Source organism: Amycolatopsis sp. cg9, assembly GCF_041346945.1.
GTDB lineage: Bacteria > Actinomycetota > Actinomycetes > Mycobacteriales > Pseudonocardiaceae > Amycolatopsis.
On sequence record NZ_CP166850.1, the window covers coordinates 10,107,423 to 10,129,195 of the forward strand.

Sequence of the window (21,773 nt, forward strand, 5' to 3'; positions counted from 1 at the left end):
GGGTTCACCCCCGGGGAGCTCCCAGCATGGCGGTGATCAAATGCTTGAGATTGTCGCCGTGCCAGGAGTTTTCCGAGAAGCGTTCTTGCGCTATCCCGCGCCACGGACGCGCGGCGGGGCCGACCGTGATCCTCCGGTCGGCCGTGAACACGCCGATCTCCTGCGCCACGATCCCCTCCGCCCGCAGCGCCTTCGTGGCCAAGTCGACATCCTCGGCCCGGGCCACGGCAACGAGGCTCCAGTCGCCCCAGGTCTGAGCGAGGTCGAAAGGCAGGAACCCGCTCTGCCGCGCCACTTCGGCCACCGGCTCGTCCAGTTCGTACTCCCCGGTGACCGCGGCCCCCAGGCCATTGGCCTCGCAAAGGGCTCGCACGGTGGCGAACAGACCGTCCGAGACGTCCATCGCCGCCTGGGCGAGCCCGGCCGCGGCCAGCACTTGCCCCGCCTTGAGCTGAGCTGTCGGCCGGCAAGCGCGGCGTCGAACCTCGTCCCGGGCTGGTCCCGGGAGCGTCGCACGACCGGCATGCAGCAAAGCCGCGGCCCAAAGGTAGCCGGGGGAACCCACCAGCAGCAGGCGGTCCCCGGCGCAGGCCCCTGACCGCCGGAGCCTGCTGCCCGGCGCGCACCGCCCGATCGCCGTCGCCGTCAGCTGCATGGGTTTGCCGTCGCGGGTGTCACCGCCGGCGATCCTGGTGCCGTGCTCCGCACAGCAGTCGTCTACACCATCGAGGAGCCGTTCGAACTCGCGCACCGTGGTTGTCTTGGGCAGGGTGTAGGCGGCAACGAGGCCGAGCGGCTCGGCACCCGTCGCGGCCAGGTCGGACAAGTTGATCGTCGCCAGCAGCCAGCCCGCGTGGTAGCGGTCGACCTCACCCAGGAGGTCGACGACCACGGGGGTCGGGCAGCTGTCGGTGGTCGCCACGAGTTCGCTCGGCGAGCAAAGCGCGGCGAGCAAAGCGCTGTCGTCCCCGAAGCCCTCGACACCGCCGTAGCGTGGTCGTAGGACGTGCTCCTGTATCCCGCGTTCACCCAGGTCGCCCAGACATGGCTCAGTGGTGCCGGACATGCTCCGCCAATCGCGACGCGACGACAGTTTGGTCGCTCGAGTAGTTGTGTGGCATCGCCCCGTAGGGTTGCTCACTCCCTGCCGAAGCGAACAGCATCAGGTTGCAGATCCGCGCACCGGGGTACAGCAGCACCGGATGTCGCAGGTGGTTCACGATCTCCAAGGTCAGCACCGCCCCACGGTCCAGACCGAAACCCGGGCTCACCTGGCCGCAGAGCACGACGCTAACCCCGAGCCGCGCGTAATCGCTGGTTCCGTCCACCAGGCCGGCGAGGTTCTTGGACAACCCGATTCGTTCCCGCGTCGGAGCGAGCACCAGCTCACCCGGCTCGACCACGAGCCTCCCGCCGGGGTCGAGGCCCTTGGCCACCAGGTCCGGGTGGGTCGCAGGATTCGCCACGTCGACCGGCCCCTTGCTGCGCAGGCTGAACGCCTCTGCGCCCAGGCGGAGGCTGATCGAAGCGGGTCGGACCAGACCGGGGTCGAACGGATCGACGAACAGTTCGCCGCTCGCGAGCGAGCGGCGGATGGCGCGATCGGTCAGCACTCCCCGCTGCTTGGCACGCGAACGCCAGGTCAACAGCGGGACGAGCATTCGCGGACCTCGGTGACGACCGCGCTCACCAGCTGCCGGAAGTCTTCTGGCGACAGCGGGCGGTTGGGCTGGTCTCCGGTCTCCCCCGGCGGACGGAACACGGTGGTGGTCGACGTGCGGTGCGGGCCTTGGACGACGACCGTTGCGGTCAAACGCTCGCCCAACGGCTCGGCGGTGTGGACGATGTCCGTGCCGCAGACGTAGACCCCACCCCGCGACAGCTCCGGCGACGTCGCATCGACCAGCCGGGTGGTGCCGTCGGCGACGAGAAGCGCGGGGTCGGCCGGGTTCGTGCCGTAGAGGTGGCGGGTGAACAGCTCTCCCCCTTCCGTGACTTCGAGGTATTCGGACATGAGGAGGCCTTGTCCCGCGATCAGCGTGGACGCGAACTCCCAGCGATGGCTGTGCGGGTTGGTCTCACCTCGTCTCGGCGCCTCCGACGTCGGCCACACGTGCATGCGGACCTTGAACTCCGGATCGACCGAGGTGTGCAAGACCAGTTTGGCGAAGCCGTTCGGGTGCCAATACGAGCGCGCCACGATTTCCCGGACCGCTTCGGTATCGCACGACGTCTCCACCAGCCAACGCACGAAGGCACCTGGGTCGTCGCCCACCATTCCGACCGCCGCAGTCAGGCCACTGAGGCCGATCTCACCCCTGCTCACCGAAGTGGCGAGCTTGGCGATGAACCCGGAGCCACCGGCGCCGGGCGAGAACGCACTCATGGGCGATGCTCCGTCTCCAGTTTTCGCCTCCCGCACACTCCGGCGGCGACCGGTACCGGAGCGGAGGCAACCGACCGGCCTGCGATCAGCGTGATCAGCCCATGAGAGCGCAGCATGGGACATCACCACCCGAACGGAGTATCGCAGCAGTCGTCATACCACTTCCCCATGGTCACTCTCTCAACGCGACGAGTCGCAGATGTCCGCCCATGGTAACCGGCTTGGTTCGGTCACCCCCGCATTCCTCAGCCCAAACACAGCGACCATTAATTCGTCAAGCAGCCATCAGAGTGGACATCGGCCACCCTCGAAAACGGATGGCCGGCAACGACGGCGAGAGGCCGAAATGACGACACGCCGACAGAACACCCGGGCCGGATCAGAGACTCCTCCCGACCGCAGGTCCGCGCGTCTGCTCCGAGGGCTGCGCCGCGATCCCGAGCAACTCATCATCCTCGTCGCGGCCGCGACAGTAGCGGTACTCGGCGCGACCGACACCGTGAACGACGTCAAGACGCTCCTCGCCGCCACCCTGGCAACACTGGCCATACTGGGCTTCTCGCTGTTCAAGCAAGCCATGCGCCAAGAGGACAACGACCGGCGAGTCGTTGAATTGGCCCGGTCAGTGGATCTGGTCGAAAAGGGCGTCGGCGAAGTCGGACACGCGCTGACGTTCAGCCCATCCGTCGGCGAACTGACCACACTCGCCTCCAGGCAGAAGGCTTTCGAAGCTGCCATGGCCACCGCGGACATGTGGCAATTCCGCGGAGGCACCGGAACGTTCACCCGCGCTTGGACGTTGCCGCAACTCGCCGCACGGGCCCGCGAAAGCAGCACCGGCACCCACTGGCGGATCCAGCTGCAGATCCTCGATCCGCAGAACACAACGCGTTGCCGGGAGTACGCGGAGTACCGCGCCAAGCTGTCCCGCCGACCGGAGAACAAGGGATCGGCCATGTGGACCACCGAATTCGTGCAGACGAGCTGCCTCGCCACCATATTCGCCGCCGAGTGGCACCAGCAACACGAGTTCCTGGCTGTCGAAATACGATTGAGGTCGGAATTTTCGACACTTCGGCACGACATCTCGCCCGACTCGGTCATCATCACGAACGAGGACAGCCAGTTCCCCGCTCTGCACATCCGCCGGCAGGGCGGCGCCTCTGCCCTCTACCACGCTTACCGCGCGGACTTCGACCTCAGCTTCTCGTCCCTCAAGCCGGAACTGAAAGTGAAGAGCGACGTGCGGGTTCCCGCGGACAAGGGCCAGGTCACCGAGGACGACGTCTTCCGGGTACTCCGTGACGTGGGCATCGCAGAGCAGTCCCTCGACCGGCTTCCGCTCGCATCGATCCGCGAGCTCGCGTTGAACCCGACCAACCCCTACCACTGAGACCCGGCCACACACGGCACCCGCCCCGAACTGTCCGGTTCCGATTCCGGAGCGAAACCGCGCGATAATGCGAGGCTCCCTATTCTGCCGCAGGCGGGAGAAAGGTGGTGCGGTGAACGCCAGGGTGACCGTCCGCAGGGCAGTCACGGCCTCGACGGTCATCCAGATGGGGAGGTCGCCGCTGCCCCAGGCCCAGAGGCCGACACCGGGTTCGTAGCGTTCCCAGAGCGAATGGAGCGCGCGGTTCAGCCGGACGGCCGGAACCTGGGGCGCCTCGGCCAGCGCTTGTATGACCCATGCGGAAGTGAAGTGCTTGATGGTGACCCGGACGGCTTCCCGGCCGGATTGCGGGAGCGCGAGGTCTTCCATGATGCCGTCGTCCGGGTGCGTCCGGTCGACGAGCCACTGCGTCGCCACCTCGACCGCGTCCCGGACGTCGGCGCGGTCTTCGCCGGTCCGCAGCAGTTCCTGCAGCGCCACGACGGCGCGCGCGGTGTGCGCTGTGGACGGTTCCGGCGCCACTACGCTGGGTTCTTTCTTTTCCCCCCACAGAGGAAAGCCGTCGAAGTCCAGCCGGGCGGCGAGGAGGTCGTCCGTCAGCCGGCGGGTCAGCGGAGCGCCGGGGCCGATCCGGGCCGACGTGCGCAACGCGGTGGCCAGCAGGAAGGGCCGGGTCCGGCTGTAGTCGTCGAGGGAGTGCTCGAGGTGCTGCAGACCTTCTTCGGCGGACAGGACGGTGCTGGCCCGGCACAGCGCGTCCACCACCGCCGCGGTGACTTCGGGGCGGCGCCCCGCGGAACGACCTTGCCACCCGAATTCGGACCGCTTGGCGTAGAGGTGCTCGACGACCGGACGTAGGTCGATGGAGGCGGAGCCCAACACGGCCAACGCGCTGATCCCGTACGCGGTGGCGAGCGTGGTCTGCTCGCCGCCTTGCTGGAGGTTGTGCCGCCAGCCGACCGCGCGACCGCTCTCGTCGCGGATCAGGTGCCCGACGAGGCTGCTTTCCGCCCGCCGGAAGACCTCGAGCAGCGAGCCGCGCGCCGACAGGAGCGCGCCGCCCGCGGGAGCGGGTGACCGAGCTGCTTCGACCATCTGGACCAGGGCGTTCGCCGCCCGGAAGTGATCGTCGAGCAGCCTGGCGTTCTCCACCGAGGGGAGGTAGCGCCCGGCTTCCCACTGCGTCAGGTTCGCCCGGCCCACGCCGATGATCCGGGCGACGTCGGCCTGGGTCAGGCCGGCTGCCTTGCGCAACCGGCGCAACTCGGTGCCCACCTCTTCGACAGCCAGCGTGACCACATCAGTACCTGTCGGTGGCCCGGCCGCCGACATCGAATGTAGGTAGGCGCCTGCCATGGTCTACCTACGTCGGCAGGGACTCGGGCGGGCGGCACATGACGGCACGACGTCGAGCATATCGGACTCTCCGGCGTTCGAACCTTTGGTTCGGCGGCGATGGTTCGAGGACACGCCCCAGCTTCAGCGCACAGCAACCCCACAGAGAGATCACACGATCACCAAAGCGGCGCCCGCGACCGTGGGGGCATGACAGCCACCGCCCCCGCACCGCGGCCCGGGACCGTCCCGGTCGACCTGGCCGGCCCCCAGCCCGTTCTCGACGTCGTCATCCCGGTCTACAACGAAGAGGCCGACCTCGAACCGTGCATCCGACGGCTGCACGCGCACCTGGCCGAACACGTCTCCTACCCGTACCGGATCACCGTCGCCGACAACGCGAGCACCGACGCGACGCTGCAGGTGGCGGAAAGACTGGCCCGCGAGTTCCCCGAGGTGGCCGTCCACCACCTCGACGAGAAGGGCCGCGGCCGCGCGCTCAACGCCGTCTGGCGGGCCTCCGACGCCGCTGTCCTCGCCTACATGGACGTCGACCTCTCCACCGACCTCGCCGCGCTCGGGCCGCTCGTCGCGCCCCTGCTCTCCGGGCACTCGGACCTCGCCATCGGCAGCAGGCTCGCCCGGGGGGCGCGAGTGGTGCGCGGGCCGAAGCGCGAGTTCATTTCCCGCTGCTACAACCTGATCCTCCGCTCGACGCTGGCCGCGAAGTTCAGCGACGCGCAGTGCGGGTTCAAGGCGATCCGCGCCGACGTCGCCCGCGAGCTGCTGCCGCACGTCGTCGACACCGGCTGGTTCTTCGACACCGAGCTGCTCGTACTGGCGCAGCGCGCCGGGCTGCGGATCCACGAGGTGCCGGTCGACTGGGTCGACGACCCGGACTCGTCGGTCAACATCGTCAAGACCGCGACCGAAGACCTCAAGGGCATCGCCCGCGTCACGAAAGCCACCTTCACCGGCGAGATCCCGATCAGCAAGCTGCGCGAACAGCTCGGCCGCCAGCCGATCGGGGTCGACGCGCCCGGCGTGCCGCCGCGGCTGGTGACGCAGCTGGTGCGGTTCGCCGCGATCGGCGTCAGCAGCACGCTCGCCTACCTCGTGCTGTTCCTGCTGCTGCGCACGGTCGTCGGCGCGCAGGCGGCGAACTTCACGTCGCTGCTGGTGACGGCGATCGGGAACACCGCGCTGAACCGGCGGCTCACGTTCGGCATCCGCGGCCGCACCGGCGCCGGGCGGCACCAGTTCGAAGGGCTGATCGTGTTCGGCCTCGGCCTGGCGCTGACGAGCGGGTCGCTGGCCCTGCTCAACGGGTCCACCACACCCGGCCTCGTCCTGGAGATCACCGTGCTCGTGCTGGCGAACCTCGCCGCCACGGTGCTCCGCTTCCTGCTCCTGCGCGGCTGGGTGTTCAACCCGCGCCGCCAGGCCGCGACCCAGAAGGAGTCCTGATGACCGCCGTCCTGTCCGACCCCGTGACGCGGGAACCGCGCCACCGCCGGGATTCCGTGGCGCACGCGCCACCGCGCTGGGTGCGCCCGGCCGTGTTCGGGCTGCTGGCCGCGACCGCGGTGCTCTACTTCTGGAACCTGACCGCGTCCGGCTACGGCAACTCGTTCTACGCGGCGGCCGTGCAGTCCGGGACGCAGAGCTGGAAGGCGTGGCTGTTCGGGTCGCTCGACTCGGGCAACGTCCTGACCGTCGACAAGCCGCCGGCCGCGTTGTGGGTCGGCACGGCCTTCGCGCGGATCTTCGGGTTCTCGAGCTTCACCGTGCTGGCGCCGCAAGCGCTGATGGGCGTCGCGTCGGTCGGGATCCTTTACCTCGCGGTGAAGCGGACCGCGGGCCCGGTCGCCGGGCTGCTGGCGGGGGCGATGCTGGCGGTGACGCCGGTGGCGGCGCTGATGTTCCGGTTCAACAACCCGGACGCGCTGCTGGTGCTGCTCATGGTCGCGGGTGCCTACTTCGTCGTGCGCGCCACGGAAAAGGCCAGCCCGATGTGGCTCGCGCTGGCCGGTACCGCGATCGGGTTCGGCTTCCTGACCAAGATGATGCAGGCGTTCCTGGTGCTGCCGGCGTTCGGGCTGGTGTACCTGCTCGCGGCGCCGACGTCGCTGGGCAAGCGCTTGCTGCACCTCGGCGGCGCGGTCGTCGCACTCGTCGTCTCGGCGGGCTGGTACATCGCGCTGGTCGAGCTGTGGCCGGCGTCGTCGCGGCCGTACATCGGCGGGTCCGAAGGGGACAGTCTGCTCGAACTCGCGTTGGGCTACAACGGTTTGGGCCGCATCTTCGGCGGCGAGGGCAACGGCGGCGGCATGGGTGGCGGCGGCATGGGCGGCAACACCGGGTTCGGCGGGTCGACCGGCCTGTTCCGGATGTTCGGCGCCAGCTTCGGCACGGAGATCTCGTGGCTGCTGCCCGCCGCGCTGATCGGGCTGGTCGCCGGGCTGTGGTTCACCCGGCGCGCGCCGCGCACCGACCGGACCCGGCTGGCGCTGATCCTGTGGGGCGGCTGGCTGGTCGTGACGGCGCTGGTGTTCAGCTTCATGAGCGGCACGGTCCACCCGTACTACTCGGTGGCGCTCGCGCCGGCGATCGCCGGGCTGGTCGCGATTTCGGGCCGCGCGCTGTGGCACGGCCGGGCGAACCTCGCGCCGCGGGCGACGCTGGCCGGGATGGTCGTGGCGACGGCGGTGTGGTCGTTCATCCTGCTCGACCGGACGCCGGACTGGTTCCCGGCGCTGAAGTGGATCGTCGCGGTGCTGGGCGTGCTGGTCGGCACGGTGCTGGTGATGGGCGCGCCGGCGTCGCGCCGGCTGGGCGCCGTCTTGGCGGCGGCGTTGGTCCTGACCATCGGCGCCTCGACCGCGGCGTACGGCGTCGAGACGGCGTCGGTGGCCCACACCGGTTCGATCCCGACGTCCGGCCCGACGTCGAGCGGATTCGGCGGCGGGATGGGCGGGGAGGACTCGTCGTCGAGCGCGATCGGTTCGCTGCTTTCCCGGACGACCACCAGGTGGGCGGCCGCGACGACCGGCTCGCAGAGCGCGGCGTCCCTGGAGCTGGCCAGCGGCAAGGCGGTGATCGGGATCGGCGGCTGGAGCGGCTCGGACCCGGCCCCGACGCTCGACGAGTTCAAGGCGTACGTGGCGGCCGGTGAGATCAAGTACTACATCGAAGGCGGCCGGGGCGGTGGTCCCGGTGGTGGTTCGTCGGAGATCACGGACTGGGTGACGGCGAACTTCACCGCCACCACGGTCGACGGCCAGACGGTGTACGACCTGCAGAGCTGAGGGGTGCGAGGCCCGGGTTCCCGCGAGGGGCCCGGGCTCCTCGCGCCCAGGTACTTTGCTCAAGGGATCTCCCGCACCTCCTGCACCTCGGTCTTGCAGTAGACACCCCGGACAACACTGGTCTTGACAACGGCCTCGAACCTTCCGGAGCGCGGCCGCCGGCTGAGCAACCTCGACTCGTCGAGCATTTCCGCCGCGGCGGCAGTACCGTATCCCCAGCATCCGGCCAGGATGACGATCTCCGCGGATCCGGACGCCAAAGGATTCGCCGCTCGCACGATCAGACCATAGTCTTCGACCGGGTCGCCGGTATCCGGGTCAGGAGCCGGAGAGAACTCTTTGCCCGCGCGGTTGTCACGGAGCGGGGTCGCTTGATCCGGCCGAGCCTCGCCAAATCCGAAAGAAAGACCGTCGCCGAGGGCTTTCAGCATGGTGGCGGTGACCGTGTTCCCGTCCGGGCCGCCGATCAGGACGAGGTCGGACTTCAGATCCCGCGGCGGTAGCTCCTTCGCCTCTCTGATCCGTCCGGTGAACCCCAGTCGCCGGAGCTGTGATTCGACCTCGACCAGAGCCAGCATGTCACCCTTGCCGACCATTCCCGTTTTTTCCCACCGGCGGAGAGCTTCCTCATCGGGCGCCCCCAGGACGATGAACGGCTGGCGGCTGCCCATCGCCCGCCAAAACCGGCGAGCGCGGAACAGTTTCACTCTTTTGACCACTCTCGTGACCACCCACACAAGTGCCCCACCGATCGCGGCGGCGATAAGATTGCTCGAAATGTCGGGGAAGGCCGTGGTCAACCAGCCGGCCACGCTGGATTCAGCCAGTACCATTCGGGGACATCCTCACCTTGGTGAGCTCGGTCTCCCCCGAAGGGTCGCGGCCCGCTGACCACTTGTTACCCGTGTGTCATCGCGTCCGGCCACCTGCGGCGGATTCCCGCCGAATGGGTCATCCCGAGGCGGCTCAACGCCGGGGCCGCAAGTGGCGGCTGACGTCACCGACGAGGTCCACCGTCGCGCGGCGCTCGGTGAATTGCCAGCCGGTCTCGGTCTTCGTGAACCGGTCCGCGTAGCGGCCCGCCGCGATCGTCTGCAGCGGCAGCCCCGGGACCGCCTGCACCACCGTGAAGTACGCACTCCCCGCAGCCGCCGGCCCGGTCACCTCGATCGCCACGTTCGTCGTCACGTGCTTCGTGCGCGGGGTCCCGTCCTCGTACACGATCACCGTGTCGCGCAGCATCCGCTCCACCGCCGCCGCGCCGTGCAGCGATCCGCCGCTGCCCGTGAACGCGCCCGCGGCGAACAGCTCGCCCACCGCGGCGAAATCGCCCGCGTCGACCAGGGACGCGTACGAAAAGATCAAGTTCGAAAGCGCCCGGTAGTCGTCCACCGGAACGATCTTACAGAGAAAGTATGGAAACTTTCCGTAGCTTGGCGGCGAACGGCGGCAGGGGGCCGCCGGTCAGGGGGTGCACCATGGATCGACGGAACCTGCTCAAGATCGGCGTCGCCACCGTCGCCGGGGCTGTGCTGCTCGAAGGGACCGCCGCCGGCACCGGGCTGCCGCCGGTGGAGGGGATGCGAGGGGACCGCCGGGCCAACGAACTCTGGTACCAGCTCGACGAAATCGCGCTGTACCACCCTTCGCAAGAAGTCCGGGACGCCTACGCCGTCCTCTTTCCCTTCATCCAGCAGAACGCGCCCGAAGGCCTGTACGAAAAGTGGCGGGCGCTGAGCCTGGCCCCGGGCTACCCCGGCAACTACGCCGAGTTCGTCAAGCCCGTCGAACAGCCGCTGCGGACGCTCTCGGCCCTGCAGCTGGGCAACTTCGACCGCTTCTACCGCGGGGACGAAGCCGGCCTCGCCGGTGCCTTCGCCGCGTTCGGGCAGGGTGTCCTCTTCGACCCGCGGCGGGCGCCCGTCGAGTCGGAGGTGCACACCATGGACGGCGATCCGCCGAACGGGTACCACTTCTGGCACGCCGTCCAGCGTGCGCAGATGCTCCTGGACATCGACCGGCGGCGGTGGGCCGCGATCAACCCGCTGCTCGGGTTCGCCTGGGCGCTGCAGTCGATCGCGAAACCCGACCACCGGCACGTCAACCCCGGCCTGCCCCGGGAGCAGGTCCGCGCGCAGGCCCGCTACTGGCTGCCGCGGTCGCCCCGGCAGCTGGACCGGGACTTCCGGTCGGCGCCCTACCCCGGCTGAACGCCCAGCACCCGCTGGAACGCCGCGCGCAGCGCCGGGCCCGGCTCGATGCCCAGCCGCTCGGCGAGCAGCACCCGGCCGCGGTGGTAGACCTCGATCGCGTCCGCCCGGCGGCCGCTCGCGCAGAGCCCGGCCATGAGCAGGGCCCTCGCGCGTTCGCGCAGCGGGTGTTCGAGGACGAGCGCGGTGGCGTCGGGGACCGCGCGCAGGTGGTCGCCCGACGCCACCTCCGCCTCGATCCGGCCTTCCAGTACCGCCAGCCGCAGCTCCTCGAAGCGCGCCGACTCACCCGCGCGCAACGGCTCCGCGACGTCGGCGAGCACCGGGCCGCGCCACAGCCCCAGTGCGGCGCGAAACGCCTTCGCCGCGGGGACCGGCCGTCCCGCGCGCAGGTCGTCGTGGCCGGCCTCGGCCAGGCGCTCGAACTCCTCGGCGTCGACCGTGCCGCACGGGTCCAGCACGTAGCCGCCACCCGATCGGGTGAGCTGTGCGGGCCGGCCGAGCGCGTTCCGCAGGCGGGAGACGTACGTGCACACCTGCGCGTCCACCGTCGAAGGCCGCTCGGCGTCCCACAGCAGCGAAATCAGCCGTTCGTCGGGCACCACCCGGCCGCGGGCCAGGAGCAACGCCGCCAGCAGCGTCCGCGGCTTGCGCCCGCCGAGCACGGCCGGGCGGCCGTCGGCACGCGACACCGCCAGCGGCCCGAGCATCCGGAACTCCATGCCCCACCCCGTTCCCACAGTACGCGGAACAGCACAGGAAAGTCTCAGACCGCCCACAGGTTCGGCGCGGATCATGGAGCTCAGAGGGATGAGGAGGCCGCGATGATCACCACACGTCCGGGGTACCCGCGCTGGCACACCGCGAGCGCGCAGGGCCCCCGCTCACTCAACGCCGACGCCGTCGGGGCCTACGCCGCCGCCGGTGGGCTCGGCGTCGTCTTCGCGCTCGCCGACGGGGTCGGTGACGATCCCGCCGCCGCCCGGGCCGCCCGCGCCGCCGCCGCGGCCGCGGCGCGGACTCCCGTCCACAAAGGACCGGTGGCAGCGGTGCTCGCCGCGCAGCGCGCCGTGCGCGAGCAGACCGGCGGGGACGCCGTGCTCGTCGTCGCGATGCCTGCCGGACACGGCGGTTACCGCATCGCCTGGGTCGGCGACGCCCGCGCGTATTCCTGGGACGGCACCACGCTCACCCGGCTGACCACCGACCACACGCTCGCCGAGTACTTCCGCGCCCGCCACCAGCCGGTGACGCCCCGGATGGAGCACGTCGTCACGACCAGCGTCCGCACCACCGAGCCGCACGAAATCGGCACGGCCGAGACCACGAGCGCCGGCCTGCTGCTGACCAGCGACGGCATCCACAAGCCGCTCGCCGGCAGCGGCATCCGGGCCGTGCTGGCCCAGCCGGGCACGGGCGCCGCGGAGCTCGTCGAGGCGGCGCTGGCCCGCGGCGGCTCGGACAACGCGACCGCGATCTACGTCGAGCCCCTGGAGGCCGACGTCACGACGGTGCGATTTCCCGTCGCCGCGTGAAGCCGGTTAGGGCCTGTATCGAAGTGGGTCAGAGCCATTCGTTGATGGCGGCGATGTGGACTGTGGCTTCGTAGCGGACGGCGAGTTTGTCGTAGCGGGTGGCCACCCCGCGGTGGCGTTTGAGCCGGTTGATGCCGCATTCCACGGCGTGCCGCTGTTTGTAGATTTCGGGGTCGAAGGCCGGTGGCCGGCCGCCCTTCGATCCCTTGGCCTTGCGGTGCGCGTCCTGATCAGACTTGCTCGGGATAGTCGCTTTGATCCCACGATCGCGCAGGTGAGCCCGGTTGGCCTTCGAGGTGTATGCCTTGTCCGCCAGCACCCGATCAGGACGCGTCCGCGGCCGGCCAACGCCCGGACGGGGCACCCGGATCCCGGCCAGGACCGGAATGAACTGCGGGCTATCGCCACGCTGCCCGGCGGTCAGCACGATCGACAACGGCTTCTGCCCCTGCTCACACCCCAGATGCAGCTTCGTGGTCCACCCGCCCCGCGACCGGCCCAACGCGTGATCTTCCGGCTCGACGGTGGTCCCGCCGGGCGGCTCAGCTTGCAGATCGCCCTTTTCCGCGCACCCGCGGCATGCTGATGCGCCCGCGCGATCGTGGAGTCCACGCTGACATCCCAGGTGATCCGCCCGGCCGCCTCGGCCAGGGCCTGCAACGCGGTCAGGATCTGCTGCCAGACACCCGCGCGTTGCCAGCGGCGGAACAGTCCATAAGCCGCTGCCCAGGATCCATACCCGACCGGCATGTCCCGCCACGGCGCACCGGTGCGCACCCGCCACCGGATCCCATCGACCAACTGCCGCTTACTCCACAACGACGGCCGACCCGGCCGCGACGGCTCAGGCAGCAATGGCTCCAGTGCCGCCCACTGCTCGTCGGTCAGGTCAAACCGCCCCGCCACCGCTAAGGTGTCCACGAGGTCTCCGGTGTTCAGGTTCTTCTTGGTCGACGAACCACCTACCGGAGACCTCACCTGTTTCGACCACCGACACGCCCAGCAGCACCAACTCCAGCTCAACCAGCTCGAGACGACTTCGATACAGGCCCTAGCCGCGTTTCAGCTGCCGGTACTCGCGCAGCACGAGGACGATGATCACGACGTCGAGCGCGGCGAAGAACGGGAGCGCGATCGAGTGGGTGCGCACGGCCCGGAAGATCTCGTAGACCACGAAGGCGGCGAGGATGACCGCGGCCACCGGGTAGGCGCGGACGATCTTGCGGGCCAGCGCCCACACCAGGCCGAGCTTGATGAGCCCGTGGGCGAGCAGGTAGGCGACGGCGAACGTCTTGGTGTCGCCGTCGAGGAAGTTCTCCGTCGCCGTCTCGAGGTGCCGGGCCAAGGTCCCCGAGGGGTCGCCGAGCAGGTCGCGGGTGATCACGGCGTGGGTGAACCCGCTGACGGCCGAGGCCGGGATGAAGGCGAGGACCAGGGCCCCGACGACCTGCAGAGCGCCGTCGAGGCCCTTGATCGCGATGGCGACGCGGAAGAACTTCTCGGTCGCCGTGGTCTTCGCTTCCGTCATACCCTCAGCTCAGCACAAACCGCAGGTCAGCGCACCTGGGACAGAGCGGGCGGAACGGACGTCGTGCCCCAGTTCGTGGGGGTGTCGCTCAGCGAGAACCGGATCTTGCCCGCGCGGAGCAGGTCAGCGTGGGAGATCCAGCTGCGGTCGTAGCCGCGCTGTCCGATCCGGATGTCCTTTGTGTACTGCAGCTTCGCCGCGCTCGCGCCGGGCGCCTCGATCTCGATCTTGCGGCCACCGGCCGGGCGGATCTCGACCTTCTCGAACATCGGCGTGCTGAGCAGGTACGTCCCGGAGCCGGGCTGGGCTTCGAAGACGCCGGCCATGCCGAAGACGAGCCACGACGAGATGGTGCCGAGGTCGTCGTTGCCGGGCATGCCGTACGGCGTGTCGGTGAAGAGCGTGCGAGCCGCGCGCAGCACGGCCGACGTCTTCCACGGCGCGCCCGTCCAGCTGTACATCCAGGGGGCGTGCAGGTCGGGCTCGTTGTTCGGGTTGAAGGCGAAGTTGTTGTGGTAGTCGTACGCGCCGTGGACCCAGGAGTCCGTGGCGGCCTTCGCCGGGTCGCTGAGCAGCAGCGGCAGGTCGAAGAAGGTGTCGAGCCGCTTCTCCGCCTGGCCCGCGCCGCCCATCAGGCCGAACAGCTTCGCGGTGTCCTGCTGGGCGAGCCACTGGTACTGCCACGGCGTGCCCTCGTGGAAGCCGGTCGACTGGGCCGGATCCGGGTCGCCCACGCCGGTGCCGTCCGCCGCGCGAGTGCGCGGGAACCCGGTGAAGCCGTGGGATTCGACGCCGGTGTCCCACAGCTTCGCGAAGTTGCCGCAGCGAGCGGAAAGCGTCGCGGCCTTGTCGCGGTAGCCCAGCCCGGACGCCATGGTCGACAGCGCGCAGTCGGCGAGGGCGTACTCGAGGGTCGCCGAGCCGGCCTGGCGGGTGTCGCCGTAGGTGTAGCCCGGGAGGTCCTGGTAACCGATCCAGCCGTTCTTCACGTAGGACGGGTTGCCGTCGCGGCCGCGGAAGATCGTTTGGTCGGCCGGCACCTCGTTGGCGTTGCGCCACAACGCGTCGAACAGCTGGCGCGCGGTCTTGTCGTCCAGGATGCCGCGCCGGTAGTTGTCGACCACCCACGGGGTGACGGGGTCGCCGCTCATCACGTTCGTCTCGCCGCCGCCCAGCGCCCAGCGCGGGACCCAGCCGCCGTCCTGGTAGATCTTGAGGACGGATTTGGTCATGTCCGCGGCCTTGTCCGGGTGCAGCAGCGCGACGAGCTGGTTCTGCGAACGGTAGGTGTCCCACAGCGAGAACATCTGGTAGTAGGTGTCCCGGCTGCGGTGCACGGCGTCGTCGAAGCCGCGGTAGGAACCGTCCACATCGGACCCGACCGACGGGTGCAGCAGCGACCGGTACAGCGCGCTGTAGTAGGTGCGCTGGTCGGCGGTCGTCCCGCCGGCGACGCGCAGCCGGTTCAGCTCGGCTTCCCAGGTGTCGTGCGCCGCGTTCGCCGCCTTGTCGAACGACTTGGGCTGCTCGGTGGCGCGGTTCAGCCGGGCGCCGCCGATCGAGGTGTAGGAGAGGCCGACGGAGGCGCCGACCTGCTTCTGGTCGGTGCCGAAGGTAAGCCAGGCGCCGGTGCGCTGGGAGCCGAGCTTCGCGTCGCGCTGGTTCGGGGTGAGCTTCGAGTCGGTCCAGGTGCCGAAGCCGGTGAACTTCCGGTCGAACTTGGCGCTGAAGAAGACCTTGTAGCGCTCCTTCTGCGTCTCCCAGCAGAAGTTGCCGCCCTGCAGCCAGCCTTCGACGGTGTCGTCGCCGACGACGTGGACGTCACCGGCGTAGGTGTAGCCGTTGCTCTCGCCGACCTCGATGAGGACGTTCTGGCTCGCGCCGTCCGGGAAGGTGTAGCGGTGCTGGCCGGTGCGCTGGGTGGCGGTCAGCTCGGCTTCGACGCCGTTGCCGAGCTTGACGCCGTAGTACCCGGGCCGCCGCGTCTCGTCGGCGTGACTGAACTTCGCCCCGTACTGCGCGGGATCGCTGCTGGTCACGGCGCCGGTGGTGGGCATGAAGCGGAAGTTGCCCATCGTCTGGCAGCCGACGCCGGAGAGGTGGGTGTGGCTGAAGCCGAGGGTCGTGTCCTGCGCGTAGTCGTAGGACGCGTACTTCTTGAGCTGGGTGTCCGGGCTGAGCTGCACCATCCCGAAGGGGGTGGTGGCACCCGGGAAGGTGGTGCCGTCCCCGTTGTTGCCGATCGAGGTGTCGACGAGCGTGGTCGGGTCGTCGGCGAACCTCGGCCCGCTCTGGGCGCCGGCGGGGGTCGCCAGCGCCATTGTCGTGGCTCCGGCGAGCAGGGTGGCAAGGACGCGCGTCCGCGTTCTCATCCGTGTCCTCCTGACAACGTTGTCACATTCACGGTGTGATCTTTTCCGTTGTCCGGTGGACAAATCAAGCCCCGGGCGTCGGGATCAGTGCCCGACGACCGCGGAACTGCTCGACACGGTCGGCGAGTACGTGAACTTCGTCTTGTCGGTCCGCTCGGAGGTCCCCGCCGCCGTTTCGGCCACGACGTGGACGAGCAGGGGGTAGCCCGCCGGCCAGACCGGCACGGCCACGACGGCCTGCGTCTTTCCCGGCGGGCCGATGGGGGTCGCCGGGAGCGTCCCGAAAAGGATGGTCGCGTCCGCGAGCCCGGTCCCCGTCACGGTCACGGCACCACTGGACGCCGAGTCGGGATCGACACCGGTGACGACCGGCGGCACCCCACCCGGGCCCGCCGGCCCGGCGCCCGGCGTGTTCTGGGCTTCGATGGCGGTCTGGGCCGTCCGTGACCCGAAGTAGAACCCGATGACCAGGCTGAGCACGGTCAGCACGGACGCGACGATCGTCTTCCGCAGGTCGGGCGCGTCGTCGGCGGCCGAGAAGACGGTGACGCCGAGCGCGGCGGCGACCAGCGCGACGATGAGGTAGGCGATCGTCGTGCGGGCGGCGTTCACGGTGCCGCGCGGGCGGGCGATCAACCGCAGGACGGCCAACAGGTCCTCACGGCGGAGGATCTTCCCGCTCGTCAGCCAGTCGGTGAGCTCCTTGCGCCACTTGACCGCCTTGATGAGGTCGTAGAACAGGGGAACGAAAGCCGCGACGAGGATGACGACGACGAGCACTCCGACCAGCCACACCGCGGTTGTGCCGGAAATCCGGCCACCTGCTTTCGCGGAACTGGACACAAAGCGTGCGCCGAAAAGCACCGGCGCACACCAGGCAGGCCGAATCGGATCGATTTCTTTACGGGACCGGAATTTCGGCCGGTATTTGCCAGCGGCGCGGTGCGCCGGTCCGGAAATTCCCGCCGCACGTCCTATTCGTGGCCGGTCAGACCAGGTGCGTCACGTGCCCGCCGAGGATGGTTGCCGTCACCGGGAGGGCTCGCAGGTCCGCCGGGGACAGCCCCGACGGGTCCGCTGCCGTCACCATCAGGTCGGCCACGTCACCCACCGACACCCCGCGGCGGCCACCCGAGGACGCCGCCAGCGCGTCGGGCAACGAGATCGCCTGCTCCGGGTGCCACGGCGGGCGGTCGTCGTCGGTGCGGGAGATCGCCGAGGCGATTCCGTCCCACGGGTCCAGCGGTGCCACCGGTGCGTCCGATCCGAATTCGAGCCGGGCACCCGATTCCAGCAGCGAGCGGTACGGGAACGCGCGGGACGTCCGGCCGTGCCAATGGCGGTCGGCGACGTCGCGGTCGTCCGGCTGGTGGGCCGGCTGGACCGCCGCGATCACGCCCAGCTCGGCGAACCGCGGGACGTCCGCGGGCGAAAGCAGTTGCGCGTGCTCGATCCGGCCGGGGCAGTCGACCTCTTCGAACGCGTCCAGCGCGATCGTGTTCGCCTGGTCGCCGATCGCGTGGACCGCCGGGATCAGCCCGTGCGCGAAAGCGCGGTCCAGCAGCGGAACCAGCTCGGCCGGCGGGAGTTCGAGCAGGCCGGGGGAATCCCCGCCCGGGTAGGGGTCGTGGCAGTAAGCCGTGCGCGTGTTGAGGGATCCGTCCACGAAGAGCTTGAACGGGCCCACCGTCAGCAGCCCGCCCGAATCCGGGAGGACGTCGCCCGTCCGGTGGCCGCGCTCGATGGTCTGGTCCAGCAGGTGCCGGGCGATCACGCACGAAATCCGGGCCGCCGGGGCGCCGCGGCGCGTCCAGTCCGCGACGGTGTCCGCGTACTCGTAGTCGACGATCTGCGTCACCCCGCGCGCGGCCGCCGCGGCCACCGCTTCCGCCACCCACTCGTCCTGGACGTCGATCGCGGCCGTCGGGAGCTGGGCCGTCGCGCTCATGCAGTCGTTCTCCAGGAGCACGCCGGTCGGGTGGTCGCGGCCGATCAGCTTCAGCGCCGCCGGGCTGAGCCACAGCGTGTGCAGGTCCGCGCTGAACAACGCGACCGCGCGCCCGGGCAGCGCCCGCTGCAGCAGGTCCTTGTGCGGCAGGTCCGGCCACAGCCCGTCGCGGAAGCCCGCGCCCACCACCAGCTCCGACTGCGGGGCCGGCGTCGCCAGCAGGTGCGCCAGCAGCAGCTCGATCGCCTCGCCCGCCGACCGCGCCGCGTCCAGGGGGATCCGGCGGCGGGACGTCGCCCACTGCACGACGTGGACGTGCGCGTCCACCAAGCCCGGCAGCAGCGTCCCGCCGTGGCCGTCGACGACCCGCGCGGCGAACCCGGGCGCCCCCGGCTCGGTGATCGCCGTGACGCGGCCGTCGTTCACCCGGACGTCCGCGAGCTCGCCGCCGAGCCCGGGGCGCACGCGGCGCAGCAGGAGATCATCCATGCCGCTTACCTTGCCAGCCCGGACCCATCCGGGTGAAGCACGGCTTGAGATGGGAATGAGACGGGTAATAGCTACTGTTGGACACACTGGCAGCCGTCGCCCGCCGAAGGGTCAGGGCCGGTCCATGGGCGCCGCCTTCACAAGCCGCGCAGGGTTCGACTCCCTCGGTTGCCGCTCGACGTCACGGCTTTCAGCCGACCGGGATGTCCCGGCGCCGCAACGCGATCAAGCCGAAAGCGCCGGCCGCCGCCGCGATCAGGACCAGCCACAGGACCGGGGCCAGCGAGAACGTCCCGCCCGGGAGGCGCGGCAGGTGGGCGAACGGCGAGATCCCCAGCACCGCCTCGTTCCACTGCAACGCCGACCCCACCAGGGACAGCAGCAGGAACGCGCCCAGCAGCCCCCACGCCGCCGCCGCGAAGCGCGGCAAGAAACCGATCAGCGCCGCGGCCAGGCCCGCCGGCACCCACACCGCCGGTACCTGGGCCAGCGCCGCCGGGACCAGGGAAGCGCCGCTCCCGTAGGCCAAGCCGGTCGCCAGTCCCGTGACCGCCAGCACGAACGCCGAGCCGGCCAGCGCGAAGACCAGGTGCCCGAGTCCCCAGCCGAGCCGGCCGGCCGCCGTCGCCAGCACCGGTTCCGCGCGCCCGGCCGCTTCCTCCGCACGCAGCTTCAGCGTCGCCTGCACCGCGTACCCCGCCGCCGCCAAGCCGAACAACGTCATCGTGCCGGCCAGGTACGCGTCCACCACCCCGCCCCCGCCGCCCATCCGGGCGAGGACGTCCGCGACGGCCTGGTTCTCGCGCATCATCTCCGCGACGTTCTGCGCGACCCCGCCCATCAGCAGCCCGACCAGCGCCAGGCAGACGGTCCAGACCACGAGCGTCCCCCGCTGCAGCCGCCACGCCAGCGCCCACGGCGAGCGCAGGGACGCCTTGGCCGTCGCCCGCCCCGGCCGGGCCGGCAGCAGCGCCGCGCCGAGGTCACGGCGTGCCGACAGCAGGACCGCCACCCCGAAGAGCGACGCGGTCGCGACCACACCCAACGCGAGCACCCACCACCGCTCCCCCGCGAACGGCCGCAGCCGGTGCGCCCAGCCGATCGGCGACAGCCACGAGAGCCAGCCCGCCGAGCCGCTGCTGTCGCCCGCCGCGCGCAGCAGGAACGCCAGGACCAGCACGCCGATCCCGATGCCCCGCGCGCCGCTCGCCCCCCACGTCAGCTGCGCCGCGACCGCGCCGGCCCCGGCGAACACCCAGCCGGACAAGGAAAACCCCAGACCCAGCGCCAGCGCACCGGCGACGGGGGCGCCCTCCGCGGCCAGGCCGGCCCCGACCACCAGGCCGTAGAGCAGGCACGCGCCGCAGGCCGCGAGCACCGCCGCCGCGAGTCCGGCGTGCCGCCCGACGACGGTCGCGCCGGTCAGCTCCCGGCGGCCCGCCTCCTCCTCGGCCCGGGTGTGCCGGACGACGGTGAGCAGCGCGATCAGCCCGGCGACGACCGGGACGAACCCGCACTGCCAAGCCAGCAGGTTCCCCACCGAAGAGCCGTAGAGCGGGCCGTTGCGGACCACGAACGTCGCGCTGGAAGCGTTGAGGTCGTAGAAGTGCTGCCGTGACGCCGCATCCGGGTACGCCGCTTCGATCGACGACAGGTAGCCCATCGGCGCGGCCGCGAGGCACACGATCCACAGCGGCATGAGCAGCCGGTCGCGGCGCAGCACCACCCGCAGCAGCGCGAAGGTCCCGGTCATCGCGCCGCTCCGGCCGGCTCGTAGTGGCGGAGGAACAGCTCCTCGAGCGTCGGCGGCCGGCTGACCAGGTTCCGCAGCCCGGCGTCGGCCAGGTGCCGCATCACGTCCGCGAGCGCGGGCTGGTCGACGGACAGGTGGACGTGCGAGCCGTACGAGCTCAGGTCGTGGACGCCCGGCAGCGCCCACAGGCCGGCCGGCACGTGCGCGAGCGACGCGTCGATCGTGATCCGGCCGAGGTGCCGCAGCTCGTCCAGGGTGCCCGACTCGACGGTGCGGCCGGCCCGGATGATCGTGACGCGGTCGCACAGCGCCTCGACCTCGGACAGGATGTGCGAGGACAGCAGCACGGTCCGGTCGCCGCGGTCCCGCTCCTCGTCGACGACCTGCCGGAACACCTCTTCCATCAGCGGGTCGAGCCCGGACGTCGGCTCGTCGAAGACCAGCAGCTCCACATCGGACGCCAGCGCCGCGACGAGCGCGACCTTCTGCCGGTTGCCCTTCGAGTACGTCCGGCCCTTCTTGCGCGGGTCGAGGTCGAACCGCTCGACCAGTTCCGCGCGCCGCTTGACGTCGAGGCCGCCGCGCAGCCGGCCGAGCAGGTCGATGACCTCGCCGCCGGTGAGGTTGGGCCAGAGGGTGACGTCGCCCGGCACGTACGCGAGCCGCCGGTGCAGCTCGGTCGCGTCGGTCCAGGGGTCGCCCCCGAGCAGGGTGGCGCGGCCGCCGTCGGCCCGCATCAGCCCCAGCAGGACGCGGATCGTGGTGGTCTTGCCGGCGCCGTTGGGTCCGAGGAACCCGTGCACCTCGCCGGTGTGGACGGTCAGGTCGAGCCCGTCGAGGGCCCTCGTCCGGCCGAACGCCTTGGTGAGGCCGTCGGCGGTGATCGCGTCGGCCATCGTCATCCCTTCCGTTCGTAGGCGGCCAGCGCTTCGCGGGCCTTTTCGAGGATTTCGCCGTCGCCGAGCGGGTTCAGGAACAGGTGCCCGGCGGCCAGGGACATGCGCAGCATCGCCTCGTTCGTGCCCGGCTCCTCGCCGAGCGCGCGGGCGACGTGGTCCTGCAGGATCATCAGCCCGCCGGTCATCGCGGCGAGCGCGGCGGCGACGCCCCGCGGGTCGGGCAGGTCCATGCCCTGCTCGCGGAAGTAGCGCTCGGTGCCGTCGACGATCTCCACGAACTGGGCGGCCGCGGCTTCGGAGCCGTCGATCATCGCGCGGCCCAGGTACCGGCGGTACAGCAGCTGGCGGGCGTCGAACGTCGGGAGGAAACCCGGGTTCGCGGCCCCCTTCGCCAGCACCTCCTCCTTGAACTTGAGCAGCTCGTCGAAGACGTGGGCGTCGCAGGCCTCGCGCAGGCCGTCCTTCGAGCCGAAGTGGTGGCGGATGAGCCCGCCCGACACCCCGGCGTCCTCGGCGATGTCCAGGATCGACGTCTTGTCCATGCCGCGTTCGGTGAACAGCCGGATGGCGGCGTCGCGGATCCGGGCCCGCGCGGTGAGGTCTTCGGTGCTCATGCC

19 protein-coding genes are annotated in these 21,773 nt (G+C 70.6%); 4 read left to right on the forward strand and 15 right to left on the reverse strand.

All coding sequences use genetic code 11. The annotated features are described in order from the left end of the window. Positions 1-4 precede the first annotated feature (4 nt). From AB5J73_RS46545 to AB5J73_RS46560, 4 genes are all read right to left on the reverse strand, one after another. Positions 5-1,066, reverse strand: coding sequence for a thiamine-monophosphate kinase (locus AB5J73_RS46545; RefSeq protein ID WP_370966377.1), 1,062 nt, complete (start codon positions 1,064-1,066; stop codon positions 5-7). After that, the gene (dcd, locus tag AB5J73_RS46550) at positions 1,050-1,661 is read right to left on the reverse strand and encodes a dCTP deaminase (protein WP_370966379.1); all 612 of its coding nucleotides are present in this window, start codon (positions 1,659-1,661) and stop codon (positions 1,050-1,052) included. The genes AB5J73_RS46545 and dcd overlap by 17 nt, the downstream gene beginning before the upstream one ends. After that, positions 1,643-2,386, reverse strand: coding sequence for a hypothetical protein (locus AB5J73_RS46555; RefSeq protein WP_370966381.1), 744 nt, complete (start codon positions 2,384-2,386; stop codon positions 1,643-1,645). Before AB5J73_RS46555 ends, dcd begins: the two co-directional genes overlap by 19 nt. Before the next feature lie 622 nt (positions 2,387-3,008). Beyond that, positions 3,009-5,078 (reverse strand): helix-turn-helix domain-containing protein, encoded by a 2,070-nt coding sequence (locus tag AB5J73_RS46560; protein ID WP_370966383.1) that lies wholly within the window; start codon positions 5,076-5,078, stop codon positions 3,009-3,011. 246 nt (positions 5,079-5,324) lie between these two features. On the opposite strand from AB5J73_RS46560, the gene AB5J73_RS46565 reads away from it, so the two are divergent. After that, positions 5,325-6,581: a glycosyltransferase gene (locus AB5J73_RS46565; RefSeq protein ID WP_370966385.1), complete on the forward strand. Its 1,257-nt coding sequence runs from the start codon at positions 5,325-5,327 to the stop codon at positions 6,579-6,581. Then, a complete protein-coding gene (locus tag AB5J73_RS46570; protein ID WP_370966387.1) occupies positions 6,581-8,422 on the forward strand; it encodes an ArnT family glycosyltransferase in 1,842 nt (613 codons plus the stop codon). Before AB5J73_RS46565 ends, AB5J73_RS46570 begins: the two co-directional genes overlap by 1 nt. Before the next feature lie 59 nt (positions 8,423-8,481). Here AB5J73_RS46570 and AB5J73_RS46575 read toward each other — a convergent pair whose 3' ends face one another. After that, positions 8,482-9,255, reverse strand: a complete 774-nt coding sequence (locus tag AB5J73_RS46575; RefSeq protein ID WP_370966389.1) for a hypothetical protein — start codon at positions 9,253-9,255, stop codon at positions 8,482-8,484. 133 nt (positions 9,256-9,388) lie between these two features. After that, complete coding sequence (locus tag AB5J73_RS46580) at positions 9,389-9,814, reverse strand: nuclear transport factor 2 family protein (RefSeq protein WP_370966391.1); 426 nt, start codon at positions 9,812-9,814, stop codon at positions 9,389-9,391. 86 nt (positions 9,815-9,900) lie between these two features. On the opposite strand from AB5J73_RS46580, the gene AB5J73_RS46585 reads away from it, so the two are divergent. Further along, positions 9,901-10,632 carry a hypothetical protein gene (locus tag AB5J73_RS46585; RefSeq protein WP_370966393.1) on the forward strand — a complete coding sequence of 244 codons (732 nt, stop codon included), beginning with the start codon at positions 9,901-9,903 and terminating at the stop codon, positions 10,630-10,632. Here AB5J73_RS46585 and AB5J73_RS46590 read toward each other — a convergent pair. Then, positions 10,620-11,354, reverse strand: a complete 735-nt coding sequence (locus tag AB5J73_RS46590) for a BTAD domain-containing putative transcriptional regulator (RefSeq protein ID WP_370966395.1) — start codon at positions 11,352-11,354, stop codon at positions 10,620-10,622. The two genes, AB5J73_RS46585 and AB5J73_RS46590, sit on opposite strands and share 13 nt — an antisense overlap. Before the next feature lie 102 nt (positions 11,355-11,456). On the opposite strand from AB5J73_RS46590, the gene AB5J73_RS46595 reads away from it, so the two are divergent. Next, positions 11,457-12,167: a PP2C family serine/threonine-protein phosphatase gene (locus tag AB5J73_RS46595; RefSeq protein ID WP_370966397.1), complete on the forward strand. Its 711-nt coding sequence runs from the start codon at positions 11,457-11,459 to the stop codon at positions 12,165-12,167. Between the two features lie 28 nt (positions 12,168-12,195). Here the strand turns inward: AB5J73_RS46595 and AB5J73_RS46600 are convergent. The 8 genes from AB5J73_RS46600 to AB5J73_RS46635 form a co-directional block, all read right to left on the reverse strand. Next, positions 12,196-13,073, reverse strand: a protein-coding gene (locus AB5J73_RS46600; protein WP_370973552.1) for an IS5 family transposase whose coding sequence is annotated in 2 segments (ribosomal slippage) — positions 12,196-12,680 and positions 12,680-13,073 — 879 coding nt in all. Because the reading frame shifts where the segments join, the coding sequence is not laid out codon by codon here. Between the two features lie 145 nt (positions 13,074-13,218). Beyond that, the gene (locus AB5J73_RS46605; RefSeq protein WP_370966399.1) at positions 13,219-13,695 is read right to left on the reverse strand and encodes a DUF2127 domain-containing protein; all 477 of its coding nucleotides are present in this window, start codon (positions 13,693-13,695) and stop codon (positions 13,219-13,221) included. 26 nt (positions 13,696-13,721) lie between these two features. Further along, positions 13,722-16,067 carry a GH92 family glycosyl hydrolase gene (locus AB5J73_RS46610; protein ID WP_370966401.1) on the reverse strand — a complete coding sequence of 782 codons (2,346 nt, stop codon included), beginning with the start codon at positions 16,065-16,067 and terminating at the stop codon, positions 13,722-13,724. A gap of 84 nt (positions 16,068-16,151) precedes the next feature. Beyond that, complete coding sequence (locus tag AB5J73_RS46615; protein ID WP_370966403.1) at positions 16,152-16,862, reverse strand: hypothetical protein; 711 nt, start codon at positions 16,860-16,862, stop codon at positions 16,152-16,154. 193 nt (positions 16,863-17,055) lie between these two features. Beyond that, complete coding sequence (locus AB5J73_RS46620) at positions 17,056-18,504, reverse strand: amidohydrolase (RefSeq protein ID WP_370966406.1); 1,449 nt, start codon at positions 18,502-18,504, stop codon at positions 17,056-17,058. A 190-nt stretch (positions 18,505-18,694) separates the two neighbouring features. Next, positions 18,695-20,257, reverse strand: a complete 1,563-nt coding sequence (locus AB5J73_RS46625; protein ID WP_370966408.1) for an ABC transporter permease — start codon at positions 20,255-20,257, stop codon at positions 18,695-18,697. Continuing rightward, positions 20,254-21,153, reverse strand: coding sequence for an ATP-binding cassette domain-containing protein (locus AB5J73_RS46630; RefSeq protein WP_370966410.1), 900 nt, complete (start codon positions 21,151-21,153; stop codon positions 20,254-20,256). The genes AB5J73_RS46625 and AB5J73_RS46630 overlap by 4 nt, the downstream gene beginning before the upstream one ends. Positions 21,154-21,155: 2 nt before the next feature. Continuing rightward, positions 21,156-21,770 (reverse strand): TetR/AcrR family transcriptional regulator, encoded by a 615-nt coding sequence (locus tag AB5J73_RS46635; protein WP_370966412.1) that lies wholly within the window; start codon positions 21,768-21,770, stop codon positions 21,156-21,158. Between the last annotated feature and the right edge of the window lie 3 nt (positions 21,771-21,773).